General features: G+C 67.9%; 13 protein-coding genes. 10 read left to right on the top strand and 3 right to left on the bottom strand.

Annotation, left to right across the window (positions count from 1 at the left end; all coding sequences use genetic code 11):
- Positions 1-6: 6 nt before the first annotated feature.
- From C1707_RS21445 to C1707_RS21435, 3 genes are all read right to left on the bottom strand, one after another.
- Positions 7-2,976, bottom strand: a complete 2,970-nt coding sequence (locus C1707_RS21445) for a TonB-dependent receptor (protein WP_240633775.1) — start codon at positions 2,974-2,976, stop codon at positions 7-9.
- A 160-nt stretch (positions 2,977-3,136) separates the two neighbouring features.
- The gene (locus tag C1707_RS21440; RefSeq protein ID WP_101714629.1) at positions 3,137-4,132 is read right to left on the bottom strand and encodes a FecR family protein; all 996 of its coding nucleotides are present in this window, start codon (positions 4,130-4,132) and stop codon (positions 3,137-3,139) included.
- On the bottom strand, positions 4,119-4,634 hold the full coding sequence (locus C1707_RS21435) for an RNA polymerase sigma factor (protein ID WP_101714630.1): 516 nt from the start codon (positions 4,632-4,634) through the stop codon (positions 4,119-4,121). The genes C1707_RS21440 and C1707_RS21435 overlap by 14 nt, the downstream gene beginning before the upstream one ends.
- A 147-nt stretch (positions 4,635-4,781) precedes the next feature.
- Here C1707_RS21435 and C1707_RS21430 point away from each other — a divergent pair, with 147 nt between their 5' ends.
- From C1707_RS21430 to C1707_RS21385, 10 genes are all read left to right on the top strand, one after another.
- Positions 4,782-5,123, top strand: coding sequence for a helix-turn-helix domain-containing protein (locus C1707_RS21430; RefSeq protein WP_101714631.1), 342 nt, complete (start codon positions 4,782-4,784; stop codon positions 5,121-5,123).
- Positions 5,124-5,289: 166 nt separating this feature from the next.
- Positions 5,290-6,036, top strand: a complete 747-nt coding sequence (locus C1707_RS26860) for a DUF2285 domain-containing protein (protein WP_219619886.1) — start codon at positions 5,290-5,292, stop codon at positions 6,034-6,036.
- 130 nt (positions 6,037-6,166) lie between these two features.
- Positions 6,167-6,454, top strand: a complete 288-nt coding sequence (locus tag C1707_RS21420) for a helix-turn-helix transcriptional regulator (protein WP_101714632.1) — start codon at positions 6,167-6,169, stop codon at positions 6,452-6,454.
- Positions 6,447-6,926 carry a DUF2840 domain-containing protein gene (locus tag C1707_RS21415; protein WP_101714633.1) on the top strand — a complete coding sequence of 160 codons (480 nt, stop codon included), beginning with the start codon at positions 6,447-6,449 and terminating at the stop codon, positions 6,924-6,926. Before C1707_RS21420 ends, C1707_RS21415 begins: the two co-directional genes overlap by 8 nt.
- Positions 6,923-7,444, top strand: coding sequence for a S26 family signal peptidase (locus C1707_RS21410; protein WP_101714634.1), 522 nt, complete (start codon positions 6,923-6,925; stop codon positions 7,442-7,444). Before C1707_RS21415 ends, C1707_RS21410 begins: the two co-directional genes overlap by 4 nt.
- Entirely contained in the window at positions 7,441-8,271 is an 831-nt protein-coding gene (locus tag C1707_RS21405) for a lytic transglycosylase domain-containing protein (protein ID WP_240633774.1), read from the top strand. Before C1707_RS21410 ends, C1707_RS21405 begins: the two co-directional genes overlap by 4 nt.
- 249 nt (positions 8,272-8,520) lie before the next feature.
- Entirely contained in the window at positions 8,521-8,805 is a 285-nt protein-coding gene (locus tag C1707_RS21400) for a hypothetical protein (protein ID WP_101714635.1), read from the top strand.
- A gap of 286 nt (positions 8,806-9,091) precedes the next feature.
- On the top strand, positions 9,092-10,819 hold the full coding sequence (locus tag C1707_RS21395) for a relaxase/mobilization nuclease domain-containing protein (RefSeq protein WP_101714636.1): 1,728 nt from the start codon (positions 9,092-9,094) through the stop codon (positions 10,817-10,819).
- Between the two features lie 13 nt (positions 10,820-10,832).
- Positions 10,833-12,791, top strand: a complete 1,959-nt coding sequence (locus C1707_RS21390; RefSeq protein ID WP_101714637.1) for a conjugal transfer protein TraG — start codon at positions 10,833-10,835, stop codon at positions 12,789-12,791.
- A complete protein-coding gene (locus C1707_RS21385) occupies positions 12,788-13,222 on the top strand; it encodes a ribbon-helix-helix protein, CopG family (protein ID WP_240633773.1) in 435 nt (144 codons plus the stop codon). Before C1707_RS21390 ends, C1707_RS21385 begins: the two co-directional genes overlap by 4 nt.
- Positions 13,223-13,312 lie beyond the last annotated feature (90 nt).

Here is a 13,312-nt window from a genome sequence, read left to right as displayed (position 1 = left end):
CTGGAGCTACCAGGCCTTGGTCAGCTGAAAGCTGACGATGCGGCCGATGGGGTCGGCGTTGGCGGGGTCATACCCGTAGCCGGCCGGATTGTCGTAGAAGGGCGGATCCTGATCAAAGAGGTTCTGGACGGTAAGCGCGACCGAGAGGCCGTCGACGCCGAAGATCCTGCCGCGCAAGCGGGCCTGAAGGTCCGCCGTCGTCCACGGGTGGATACGTCGGCCGGTGTCGGCATAGGTGTCGCCGACATGGTTGAGGCCTACCGTGACGGCGGCCGCACCGTGGGTCCAGGTCGCCGACACACGAAGGCGAAGGTCGGCCGGATACCCTGCCTGGCCCGCCAGCTCGACTTCGGTCGAGGTCGGGGTGAGCTTTCGCTTGTAGTGCTGCAGCCAGGTCAGGCTGCCGTTCAGGTCCAGCGGATCGCCGCGAACGGTCGTGCCGTAGGCGATGGTGGCGTCCATGCCCTGCACCACAAGGCTGCCGGTGTTGACGTTGCGCAGGTCGATCACCGCGCCATAGGTATCGACCGAGTAGGCCGAGGTGCCCGAGGCATGGCTGTCCGCCATGATCGCCTGCACCAGCGCGCGGTCGGCGGCGTTGGAGGCGGGGCTGACGAAGGTGCGGAACGGCGCATACTCCGCCGAGGTCAAGGCCTGGGCGAGCACCACAGGCGAGCCGACCCGATTGGTGAAGTCGGTCCGATAAGCGTTCAGACCGAGGGTCAGGTCCGGCGCCCCTTGCGGCGTGTAGGTCACCCCGGCCGTCCAGGACTTGGCGGTCTCGGGCTTCAGGTCTGGATTGCCGCCGGTATAGACCAAAGAGGCGACCTGCCCGCCATTGTAGCTCACCAGTATCGGCGTGATGGAATAGGGCGCGTTCAGCTCGTAGAGCGCCGGAGCGCGGAACGAGGTCCCATAGGTGGCCTTGAAGGTCAGGTCGTGGCTGGGCGACCAGATCACGCCGACCTTCGGGTTTCGGGTCGAGCCGACATCGTCATAGTCCTCGATCCGGCCCGCCAGCGACAATTCCAACCGCTCGACGAAGGGCAAGGCGTTGTCTGGTCCGACCAACGGTGCGTTCAGTTCGGCGAACAGACTTTTGACATCGCGGCTGAAGGCCCGCGTAACCTTAGCGGTCTGGACGTATCCGGACAGGAAGCGCGCTCCGCCCGTCCGGACTTCCTCGCGGCGGAGTTGACCGCCAACCGCCAGACGAAGCTTGCCGCCCGGCAACTGCAGGAGGGGGCCGTCGAACACCAGATTGACGGACTTCAGCTCGTTGCGGCTCTTGGAAAGATCCCAGCCTGAGAGGATGAAGTCGAGCACCGCCTTGGGGTTGGAATAGCCGGTCCCGACATAGGGATTGAAATAGCCATCGCGGGCCGCGCTAAAACTCGTCAGCGCGCTGTCGGCGCTCAAGCCCGCCGCCTCGGAGAGATAGGTGCTGTTGACCTGGCCGGTGCTGTGGCTGATCCCGATTTCTTGGGCGTAGACACCCGAGAGGTCGGCATTCCACCCGGCGCCGAGCCGGGCCTTCGCGCCGAGCGCCGCGCCCAAGCTTTCGCTGACGCCCCAATTCCGCACGCCGCCAGCCTCGTTTTGGAACGAGTAGGCGATGCGCTCGGACGACTGGCCCGTGGGCGAAACGTAGTACGGATTAGCGGCGGTCAGCACCAGGGTCGCGGTCGAGGCCCCGTTGCGGGCGTCGATCTCGCGATGGGCAAACCGAAAATCGCCGGTCAGTTCCACCGCCCCCACGTCCTGACCGACGGAGACTATGGCGCTGTGCCGCTCCGACTGGGGCAGGATGTCGTAGGTTCCGCGCTGGTTGGTGTAGTTGACGGTGCCCGCAACGAAATCCGCCGCCGTCAGACCCACGCCGTTCTGATTGGCGGGGATCGCATAGGTCGGCACATAGGCCCCTGCCGCATTGAGACGCAGGATGTTGCCTGGGGCGCTGGTGGTGCTTCGCCGATCCGTACCGCCCAGCACTCGCAGGTCGGCATTGCCCGCGTAGGCGCGATCGGCCGCATGCAGGTTTTCATTGCGGGTGTACTCGTAGGCCGCCAGCACGTGGCCACCCGCCCAGGTCTTGCCCAGCGCCTGGCTGGCCAAATAGCGCGAGTAGCCGCCTTGGGTCGCCGCGCCGGCCGACACGCGGCTCTCGCCGCCATCCAGATCAGTCCGCAGGCGAATGTCGACGACGCCGCCCACGGCGTCGGAGCCATAGAGGGCCGAAGCGCCGTCGAGCAGCACCTCAGTCCGGCCCACAGCGGCGAAGGGGATCGAGGAGATGTCGGCAAAGTCGCCGTACACGCCGGCCCCGGCCATGCGCTTGCCGTTGACGAGCACCAGGGTGGCGTCCGCGCCCAGGCCACGCAGATCCACGCCCGTGCCGCGCATCATGTTGGTGCCGTTGGGGTCCGCGCCCGTGGCCAGGCTATCCTCGCTGGCCGTCCCACCGAAGGCCTGGGGCAGGGCGGTTAGCGCTTCGGCGATGCTCGCATAGCCGGCCTGGTCGATGTCTTCGCGGCTGAGCACGACCACCGGCGAGGCGCTGTCCTTGACCCCCCGGATGTGGCTGCCGACGACGATTTCATCGACCAGGGTCGGGTCGCTCTGGGTCACGGCGGCAGGGCTGTCGCTGCTGGTCGGCGGCAAGCCGACGGCCACGGGCGCGCTGACCGGCATGCGCAGGGGACGCAGGACGAGGACGCCCGGTCTGATCTGTTCGACGCTCACGCTGCTGTTCGACAGCAGCTTTTCGACCGCTTCGCGCGCGGTGTAGCGGCCTTGCAGGGCCGGAGCCGACAGCCCGGCGACGAGTTCGCTCTCGAACAGGATCCGCACATTGGTCTGGTTGGCCAGCGCCACCAGGGACTTCTGCATGGGGCCGGCGGGAAGGGCGATCGTCACCGCCATGTCCTGCGCCGACGCGATCGCTGGCGCCGCGGCCGTCGCGACCAGCGCGGCCAAGGATACGCCCGACAACAAACTCACGCTCACTCGCGTCATCTCGACTTTCCCCCGCCACAGGGCGGGCGTGATCGTGAGGATCCGCTGGAAACCGCCGTTGTGCGAAAGGGAGACGTCCGACGCGGCGGAGGAGGATGGCCTTCGTGAAAAAATTATGACGTCAGGAGGCGCTTGTCACCTTGGGTTGCAAGCGCACGTCGCCGTTGGGCAGACGCACGGTCTCCAGGCCATAGAGCGCCGAGACGGCGGCGATGAAGTCGCCGTTCTCGCCCGCCGGGAAGACGCCGCTGACGCGATGGTCCGCCGGAACGCCGTCGGAGAGGAGAATCTTGTCGCGGCTATAGCGATTGAGCTCGGCCACCGCGTCGGCCAGGGTCATGTCCTGGAGCGTCAGATTGCCGGTCGTCCAGCTGGTGGCCGTCGCGACGTCCACCGCCACCGGCTTGGCCGCGGCGGGCGCACGCGTCGCCACCTGGATGGCCTGGCCAGGAGCCAGACGCCAGTGCGCGTTGGGCGCGTCTCGGTCGGTGACTTCTACGCTGCCCTGCGCCAGCACCACATGCACCTCGTCGCCCTGGCGACGGACCTCGAAGCGCGTGCCGAGCGCGCGGACCTGGGTGTCGGCGGCGGCGACGATGAAGGGGCGCGCGGCATTGTGGGCGACCTCGAACAGCGCCTGGCCGCGCAGGAGTTCGATGCGCCGAACCCCAGCGCTGTAGCGCACCCGCACGGCGCTGTCGGTGTTGAGCTGGATGCGCGAACCATCTTCGAGGCGCGCGCTGAAGGTCTCGCCGACCTTGGTCTGGTAGGTGGGCTGGCGGACATAGAAAACGCCGGCGGCCAGGCAGGCCGCGACTGTCACGCCGCCGATAAACAGCAGCCGCAGGCGGGGCCAGGACACCGGCGCGGCGCGCGGTTCGCGCGGCCTGGTCATCGCCTTGTTCACGGCGACCTTCATGTCGGGGTCGTCCGTCAGGGCGAGCATGGACTGGCTGATGTCCTCGATCCGCTCGTAGGCGGCGCGATTGCCGGGCTTGGCCCGCCAACGGGAAAAGGCCTCGAGATCCTCGGTCTCGATGACCGGATCGCTCAAGCGCGTGAACCAATCGGCCGCCTCCTGGGTCGACCGCGGGATCTTCTCGCTACTGTTGGTCATCACACGGGCCGCCCTCGTCCCCCATGGCCGCCGACACCAGCGCGAACGCGCGACGCACCCGATCCTTCACCGTGCCCAGCGGAATACCGCGGAGCTCGACGATGTCGGAGTAGGTCAGGCCTCGCAGCCGGGTCAGCACGAAAACATCGCGCAACTCTGGCGGCAGGGCTAGCACGATCTCTTTCAGCTGCAGCAGTTGTTCCTGCGACGCGGGCGTGGTGCGTGGCGTCAAGGGCTCGCTCTTGGTGGCGTGCGTGCTCTCGCGGCGCTGCCGGCGCATGTGATCCCGCGCGAGGTTGTCGGCGATCGTGAGCAGGAAGGCCTTGTGGTTTGGCGTCTCGCTGCCGCGGGCGGCGGCCCGCAACAGGGCCTCATGCGTAAGGTCCTCGGCCAAGTCGCCATAACGGCGTCGGAGGATCGGGGTGAGCCAGGCGCCGTACCGCCGGAACCACGCTTCGAGCGTGGTCGGGGCGGCGGCGACCGGAGGAGAAAAGCCATCCATGGGGCGGGTCCACCTGTGAACACCCACAGAATCCTACAAGAGAGCGAGTTTTAGAAGATGTATTTTCCGAATTACACATTCTGAAAAGCTGTCTGGTGCCGGGTTGGTCAAGGAAGCTTCGCCCAAGTCGATAGTTGGGCAGGGTGTATGGCGCGGCTTGAAGAGCAGGTTGGTGCGATCGTTCGCCACCATCGCACGCGTGCTGGCCTCACGCAGGCCCAACTTGCTGAGCTGATCGACCGCCAACCCGGCGCGGTCCAGAACATCGAGAATGGGAAAGCCGGTCCAACGTTCGAGACGATCGTTCGGTTAGTGCGCGCGCTCAACATAAATGCGGTCGAACTCTTCCAGCACGGCGACTTCGTCGTGAGTGAATCCGCCAACGATACGCTCGTGGAAATCCTGCAGATCGTCTCCGCGCTGGGCGAGCCCGAGCTCATCGCAGTGAAGGCGTTGATCGAAGCGGGCCTGGACCTGCGGCGCGCCTAGTTTCGCTGAACGGCGCCACAAAGCGCCGGGTACGGACCAGTTGGTTGCCGACCTGATCGCGGATCGTTGCCGTTCTCGCGCGAGATTGCTGCCGTCATCCGTATCGTAAGGGTCCGATTAGCGCCTTTGCGATGCGCGATCCTCTAAGTGCTGTCCGCATGGCCTCATGGCCGCGCCGAACGCCAGTCCTGGCAAGGGTCGGCCGCCCGGCGTGCGCGGGGGCGGGGGCTGGCGCGCGTCTCTTGGCCTGACCGTCCCGTCCTTCTGCTGGGAGTTCCTGCGCCGCAATCCCGATTACCGCGCTGACTACCGCCGGAAGGCCGAGGTGGGCCACCGGCTCGACCGGCGCTGGGGACTGTCGGCCCCGGCTGACCCGGAGCTGGGCGCCGACGAGGCCGGCGTCGTATGGCGCGCCGACGTGGCCCCGGGCCTGGTGGTGCCGCTGGAGCGCGCGTCCTTTGGCCGTCCGCGTGCTTTACCGGCGTCCTTGCGCGAGCCGGTCGAGGGCGAAGACGGGCGCCACATCCGCCTGCCCAGCGGCCTGCAGGTGCAACTGCGCGGCGAAGCGTCGCCCGCCGGACCGTTGCTCGTGGTGTTGGCCTACGACGCCGATTTCAATCTTCGGGTCCGGGCTGTCGACGCGCTTCGGCGCGCCAGCCTGACGCCCGCGCCGCCCAAGTCGAGGCTCAGCCTGGCGCAGCGAGAGCGGCTTGCGCGTTGCCTTTTCGCGCTCGACGGGTCGTTGAGCGGTCGCAGCCACCGGCAGATCGCGGGCGATCTCTTCGGCGAGGAGGCCGTCCAGGACGCCGCCTTCGCCACCTCCAGCGTGCGCGATGTCACCGCACGCCTAGTGCGGCGGGGCAGGGCGCTCATGGCCGGCGGATACCTCCAGCTGCTCCGCGCCGGGTTCTGATCCTTCCTAGGGGCGAAAATGGCCCCCCTCCGGTCTTCGCCATCCCTCGGCGGGCATGCCGTGAGCGAGGCTTTCCCGGAGCCGCCCTCCGATTTCCAGGGCTTTCCGGCGGCTTCCGAAGGATCCGGCAATGTCCATTCCTAACGACGTCGCCGCCGAGCGCCTCCTCCTGGCGCCGGAAGCGGCCAAGCATCTGCGCATCTCGACAAGCACCCTGGCCAAATATCGGTGCTACGGAACTGGGCCCGTCTATCGCAAGAACGGGGGGCGGATCGTCTACGCCCTAGCTGACCTGGAGGCCTGGTCGCGGCGCGGAATGCGCCGGTCGACCAGCGACTTCGCCGCCGTCACCACGCCGCCGGCCCAGGAGCACGCCGCCATCGCGCCGGCCTATCTGGAGCGCGCCAACCGTGGTTGAGCACCCCAGAAGCGACATTACCCGGGTCGATCTGCTGTTCCTGGCCGACCGTATCGAACGTTGGATCCGTTTCGGCGACGTGATCGGCGAGACCGTCCACGATCGCCGCCGACGTACGGTGATGTTCGCGCCCGATACGGTCTTTGCTTTCGTGCGCTGGCGGGCCGGCGAGTACGGCACGGTCGAATCCCGGATCGCCATCCTGCGCGCCGTTCGGTCGGGCGAGGCCTTCACCACCTATCCCGAAGTCGGTCCGGGCGCCGAAATCCTGCTCGACATCCACGGCTGGACCAAGGTCCAGGCCGTGCTCGAAGCGATCGACCGCGTCGAACAACTGGGCGTTCCGGCCGGCCAGGCCGCGCCGGACTATTGGCGTCATGTCGGCGCGCGCCTCGGCGTGGGCCTGCCAGCCCGCGGCTATGATCGCGCGCGCCACAGGGCGTTCCGGATGCGCCGGAGGATCGGGCTGTGAGCGGCCGCCGGGTTCTTGCCACCCTGGCCGCGGGCGCGGCCGGCTGCCTGCTGGTCTGCGCGGCCAGTCGCTCCGCCCATGCGCCCCGACTGCTATGGAACACCACGGCCAGCGCCCCGATCGGCTTCTACCTTGTGACGCCCGGCCACTACGCCAAGGGCGAGCTGGCCGCCGTCCGGCCGCCGCCGGGCCTTGCCCGATGGATGGCGATCCGGGGCTATCTGCCGCTCAACGTGCCCCTGCTGAAGGAGGTCGCGGCTGTCGAAGGGCAACGGGTCTGCGGGCAGGGCGGGGCGCTCTTCATTGACGGACGCCTGGCCGCCCGCATGAAGCCGGCCGATCGTCACGGCCGCAAACTGACCGCCTATTCCGGCTGCCGACGGCTGCGCGCCGACGAGGTCTTTCTCCTCAACCCGGACGCCTCCAACAGCCTCGACAGCCGCTATTTCGGGCCGATCTCCCGCCGCCAGGTGATCGGACAGGCCCGACCCGCATGGACTTGGAGCCCTGCGAAATGAGCGCGCCAAGCCTCATTTCCTTGTTCGGTCGGCTTGCCGGTCATTTCCTCGTCCCGGTCGAGGCCCAACACGCGGTCGCGCGCAGGCGCGGTCAAGGGCGGCCGTCAGGCCGGCGCGTGTCGCGCCCTGCCCTTGACGGTGGCGAGCACGGCCGCACGCTCATCGCGAACGAGACGATCGGCACTCTTGCGCCTTGGCGGCGAAGCCGCGGGCCCTTGGCTATGGCGCTCGCCTTGGCCTTGGTGTGCGCGGCCGGCGCAGCCTCGGCTGCGCCCATCGCCCAGGCCGCGACCCTTGATCCTGGCGACGAAATCGCTCTTGCGGTGGACGAGGCGGCCCTCCGATTTGGTCTGCCGCACGCCTGGATCCTGGCCGTGATCCGGGTGGAAAGCGCCGGTCGGCCCAGGGCGATCTCCAGCAAGGGGGCCATGGGGCTCCTGCAGCTGATGCCGGCGACCTGGCGCGAGCTTTCCGCGCAAATGGCGCTAGGCGACGACCCTTACGATGTGCGGGCCAATGTGTTGGCGGGCGCGGCGTACCTGCGGCGGATGTACGACCGGTTCGGATCGCCGGGGTTCCTGGCGGCGTATAACGCTGGCCCCGAGCGGTATGCCCAACATCTGGCCGTGGGGCGGCCCCTGCCACGCGAGACCCAGGATTACGTGCGCGCCTTGGTCCCCGCTATCGGCGCTACCACAGCGGCGGCGAGGGGCGATCCCCGACAGGCCGCGGCGGCTTCGGGTCTGTTCGTTGAGCCGTCGTGGCGCGATGGCGCGGTGTCGGATCGGGCTTTTCCGAGCGTGCGGGCTAAGGGGCTGTGGCCATGAGCCTGGACCGCAGCGAACCGGTGCAGGCGCGGGAGGACAACCGCACTGGGGCCTGCCGGGCGAGAACCGGACCACGCTGGCAGCTTCGGACGAGGAGCCGTCAAGACGACGCGGTCCCCCCAAAATGCTGCGCATTTCGGTTCCCCCACGACCCGCTTCGCGGCGCTTTCAGCGGTCCTGACGGCTCCGTGGCCGGCTGCCCGGATGGTCCTGTCCTCGATCGGCAGGACGCCAAGCCAGGTGACTTCAATGCCCGCTCTCCACAACCGCCCCGCCACCGCAAGCCAGGCCTACTGGGCCGACCGCAAGGCCGCCTTCAAGCTCATCAAGGCCCTGGAAACGGCGATCGGATATTGCCGGCGCGAGCCTCAGTTCATCGCCGGACCCTTCGATCCGCAGACGGGCGAGGCGGAGGTGATCGAGAACATTGCCCCCTGGAATGCGGTGGCGGACCTGCAGGACGAGGGGCGAGCCAATCCCACCGTGGTCGAAATCCTGACCGCCCAGCAGCGGCTGGACTTGCTCGGCGGCTGAGGGCGCCATTGCGGGGGGCGCGCGCTTTGGCGCGTCCCCCGTCCTTCGCCGTGCGCTCCGATGGTCTGTCCGGCGGCTGGGACGATGGGGCTAGGACGAGGCGGGGGGAGGGGTGTTTTTCGACATCGGGCCTATGGCAAGATGAAAGGACCAGGACCCTTTCGGGCCAGGTCTTTGATGGTGTTGGTGATTTTCCAGGACCCTCCGTTCTGACGGGGTCCTGCGCCAGCGTCGTTTTCTTGTCTTTTCAACGTCTTGGCCAGGACCCTCGCCCCGGAGCGGTCCTATGAGGCGCGAGAACGAATTCCGGCCGCGCGTCGGGCGTATCCGTGACCAGTCGCCAGGCCAGGTCCAGTCCTACCCCAGTCACATCGCCGAAGTCCTGAGCGCGGGCAGGCGCGCCGGCCTGGGCGTATTCGACCCTGGCCCACGGAAAGGCACGGGCAGCGCGGGACGGGGGCGCGCCGTGCTGCGCAGCGGTCGGGCCGCCGCGCGCCAGGTCGTGGTCAAGTCCTACATCGTCCGCCACCAGGGCGCCCGTTATCGCGCCGCGCCGCTGAAGATGCACCTGAGCTACCTGCGGCGCGCTGGTGTCGCCCGTGACGGCGAGTCGCCGAAGATGTTCGGGCCCGACGGTGACGTCGACCACGGCGCCTTCGCCACGCGCTGCGAGGATGACCGCCATCACTTCCGCTTCGTGGTCTCGCCCGAAGACGCCGGGGAGCTTGCCGACCTGCGGGCCACGACGCGCGACCTGATGCGGACCATGGAGAAGGATCTGGGGACCAGGCTGGACTGGGCCGCGATCGACCACTGGAACACCGACAACCCGCATGTCCACGTGCTGGTCAGAGGCGTCGCCCAGGACGGCTCGGACCTGGTGATCGACAAGGACTACCTGTTCGGCGGTCTGCGTGATCGAGCGCGGCAACTGGTGTCCTTGGAACTGGGACCGCGTAGCCAGCGCGAGATCGAGGCGAGCCTTGATCGCGAGGTTCACGCCGAGCGGGTCACCAGCCTGGACCGGCAGCTCAAGGGGCGCGCGAGCGCCGCCGACGGTGTCGTTGACTTGCGTCCGGACGGCCGCAGCCAGACGGCCCCGACGCGGCGCCTCATCGGCCGGGTCCAGCAGCTCGAACGCTACGGCCTGGCCCAGCGGCAGGGCGAGGGGCGATGGCGCCTGGCCGACGATCTCGAGACGCGCCTGAAGGTGCTGGCCGAACGCGGCGACATCATCAAGACGCTCCACAAGACCATGAAGCCCGATCGCGATCCTGGCGCAATCGCCGTGGACGCTGAGCGGCTCGGTGAGCCGATCCTTGGCCGGCTGATGGATCGTGGGCTGCACGACGAATTGAACGGCGCGGCCTACGTGATCATCGATGGGGTCGATGGCCGGCTGCACCACGTTCGTCTGCGAGACCTCTCGGAGACTGGCGACACGCCACGGGGCGGCATCGTCGAGGTGCGCATGCGGGAGGTGGAGGGCCATCGGCCGCGGATCCAGCTGGTGCATCGCGCGGACCTGTCGATCGAGGCCCAGGTCAGCGCCGACGGGGCGACGTGGCTCGACCGCCAGCTGGTGGCGCGCGAGCCCCAGGCGCTGTCGCCCGCCGGCTTCGGCGGCGAGGTGCAAGAGGCGCTAGCCCAGCGGTTGGTCCACCTCGAAGGCGAGGGGCTGGCCCGGCGCCGAGGCGGACGCCTGGAGCCTGCGAACAATCTCATCGGGTCCCTGAAGAGCCGGGAGCTCGGGCGGGTCGCCGAGCAGCTCAAGGCCCAGACAGGGAGCGACTTCCTGCCGACCGCGGAGGGCGACGCCGTAGGCGGTCTTTACCAGCGGCGGCTCGACCTGGCGTCAGGTCGCTTCGCGATGATCGACGATGGCCTCGGGTTCCAGCTGGTCCCGTGGACACGGGCCCTGGACGCACGATTGGGCCTGACGGTGGAGGGGACCTTGAACCGGACCGGCGGCGTCGATTGGACGCTCGGTCGCAAGCGCGGGCTCGGCGTATGAGGAGCATAAAATTATGAGCGGCACCAAGGTGCTTTTTGGCCAGATCGTCATCGTGCTCGGCCTGGCCCTCGGAGGGGTCTGGGCGGCCACCCAGTGGACGGCCTGGCAACTGGATTACCAGGCCGGTCTTGGACCCCCGTGGTTTTGGCTGGCGGGCCATCGGATCTATCCGCCGCCGGCCTTCTTCGTCTGGTGGTTCGTCTTCGACGCCTACGCGCCGTCGGTGTTCGTCCGTGGGGCCTTCATCGCGGCGGGCGGCGCGCTCGTCGCTGTTCTGGTCGCGATCGCGATGTCGGTATGGCGGGCCCGCGAAGCCCGCAAGGTGACGACCTATGGATCGGCCCGCTGGGCCAACCTGAGCGACGTCAAGCACGCTGGGATGCTCGGCGATACGGGCGTTGTGCTGGGCCGCTTCCGTGGCCGATATCTTCGCCACAACGGTCCAGAGCACGTCCTGGCTTTTGCCCCGACGCGCTCGGGCAAAGGCGTGGGGCTCGTCGTCCCAACGCTCCTGACCTGGCCGGGGTCGGTCATCGTCCACGACATCAAGGGCGAGAACTGGGACCTCACCGCCGGCTTCCGGGCCACCTTCGGGGAGGTCCTGCGGTTCGATCCGACCCAGGAGAGCAGCAGCGCGTATAACCCATTGATGGAGGTCCGCCGCGGGCCGACGGAGGTTCGCGACGTTCAGAATATCGCCGATATGCTGGTCGATCCGGAGGGCGCTCTGGAGCGGCGCAGCCATTGGGACAAGACCAGCCACAGCCTCCTGGTCGGCGTCATCCTGCACGTCCTCTACGCCGAGAAGGACAAGACGCTGGCGGGCGTCGCGAATTTTCTGGCCGATCCACGGCGCTCGATCGAGACCACATTGCGCGTGATGATGCGCACCCAACATCTGGGCGACCACCCACATCCGGTCGTCGCGTCAGCAGCGCGCGAGCTGCTGAATAAATCGGACAACGAGAGGTCGGGCGTGCTCTCGACCGCGATGAGCTTTCTTGGCCTATATCGCGATCCCGTCGTTGCGGCGGTCACGTCGCGCTGCGACTGGCGGATCGCCGACCTCATCGCCGCCCCGCGTCCGGTAAGCCTCTACCTGGTGGTGCCGCCCTCCGATATCAGCCGAACCAAGCCGCTGATTAGGCTGATCCTCAATCAGATCGGCCGGCGACTGACGGAGGAATTGGAGGGGGCTCAGACCCGCCAGGAACTGCTCTGGATGCTCGACGAATTTCGCGCCTTGGGCCGCCTGGACTTTTTCGAACAGGCGCTCGCCTTCATGGCAGGCTACCGCATGCGCGGGTTCCTTATCGCGCAAAGCCTCAACCAGATCGAAGGTGCCTACGGGACCAATAATTCCGTGCTCGATAACTGCCATGTCCGGGTGGCGTTCTCGACCAACGACGAACGTACAGCCAGGCGGATCAGCGAAAGTCTGGGCACGGCCACGGAGCTGCGGGCGATGAAAAACTACGCTGGCAATCGACTGTCCCCTTGGCTTGGGCATCTGATGGTCAGCCGCCAGGAGACGGCCCGTCCGCTCCTGACCCAGGGCGAGGTGATGCAGTTGCCGCAGGACCAGGCCGTCGTCCTGGTCTCCGGCGTGCCGCCGATCCGGGCGCGCAAGGCGCGTTACTTCACGGATCAGCAGCTCTCGGCGAGGATCCTGCCGAAGCCGCAGACGCCCGGTCGGACCGCTGCACAGGCCGAGGCCACCTGGTCGACGGTTCTGGTGGATAAGGAGCCGGAGCCGTCCACGCCTCGATCGACGATGGAAGATGAGGGTGGTCATCAGATCGCGCCCGAACTCACGCCACCGCCAGAGAAGCCCGAGCCTGTTCGTGAAGTCGCGGTCGAGGGCGAAGATCAGGATGGAGATGACCTGGCCGCAGCCGCGGACCAGCAGCAGCGCTTCCGGGCAACAGCCCGCCAGGCGGCGCTCGACCCCGATGACGGGATCGCCCTGTGAGCATCGTCGGCATGGTCGAGACGAAGGTCTATCTGCCGGGCGAGGTGGTGCGCGCGCTCGACGAAACGGCGCGGCGTCTGCGGAGATCAAAGTCGGAGATCGTGCGCGCGGCGGTCGCCAGCTATCTGTCGCCCGACGGCCCAGAAGCGCTGGAGGCGGCGCTCTCGCGGCGTCTGGATCGCTTGAGCCGGCAGGTGGATCGGCTCGAGCGCGACCTCACGATCTCGAACGAAACCCTGGCGCTGTATGTGCGAACTTGGCTGCGCAACGTGCCATCGCTTGCCGCCGGGGATGACGCCGCCGCTAGCGATCTCGCGCGGGAGCGGTATGCCCGGTTTATTGACGCGCTGGCGCGGCGGCTGAGCGCTGGGAAGCTGCTCAGGAACGAGATCGGCAGCGATGAGGCCGGCGCGGCGAAGGGGGAAACATGACTCGTCGCTGACGTAGGGAAGGTCCGCTTCCTGGCGGCTGCGAAGCCGTGGGCGACGTCGGTCCGGTATGGTCATCATCGAAGCTGCGGG

Source organism: Caulobacter flavus, from assembly GCF_003722335.1.
Lineage (GTDB): Bacteria > Pseudomonadota > Alphaproteobacteria > Caulobacterales > Caulobacteraceae > Caulobacter > Caulobacter flavus.
The sequence above is the reverse complement of the archived record's forward strand: the minus strand, read 5'-3'. Positions and strand labels throughout refer to the sequence as shown.

Coding starts and splice junctions, on each gene's coding strand:
- C1707_RS21440 (WP_101714629.1), bottom strand. CDS start 4,132: ATGACCAACAGTAGCGAGAAGATCCCGCGGTCGACCCAGGAGGCGGCC.
- C1707_RS21435 (WP_101714630.1), bottom strand. CDS start 4,634: ATGGATGGCTTTTCTCCTCCGGTCGCCGCCGCCCCGACCACGCTCGAA.
- C1707_RS21430 (WP_101714631.1), top strand. CDS start 4,782: ATGGCGCGGCTTGAAGAGCAGGTTGGTGCGATCGTTCGCCACCATCGC.
- C1707_RS26860 (WP_219619886.1), top strand. CDS start 5,290: ATGGCCGCGCCGAACGCCAGTCCTGGCAAGGGTCGGCCGCCCGGCGTG.
- C1707_RS21420 (WP_101714632.1), top strand. CDS start 6,167: ATGTCCATTCCTAACGACGTCGCCGCCGAGCGCCTCCTCCTGGCGCCG.
- C1707_RS21405 (WP_240633774.1), top strand. CDS start 7,441: ATGAGCGCGCCAAGCCTCATTTCCTTGTTCGGTCGGCTTGCCGGTCAT.
- C1707_RS21400 (WP_101714635.1), top strand. CDS start 8,521: ATGCCCGCTCTCCACAACCGCCCCGCCACCGCAAGCCAGGCCTACTGG.
- C1707_RS21395 (WP_101714636.1), top strand. CDS start 9,092: ATGAGGCGCGAGAACGAATTCCGGCCGCGCGTCGGGCGTATCCGTGAC.
- C1707_RS21390 (WP_101714637.1), top strand. CDS start 10,833: ATGAGCGGCACCAAGGTGCTTTTTGGCCAGATCGTCATCGTGCTCGGC.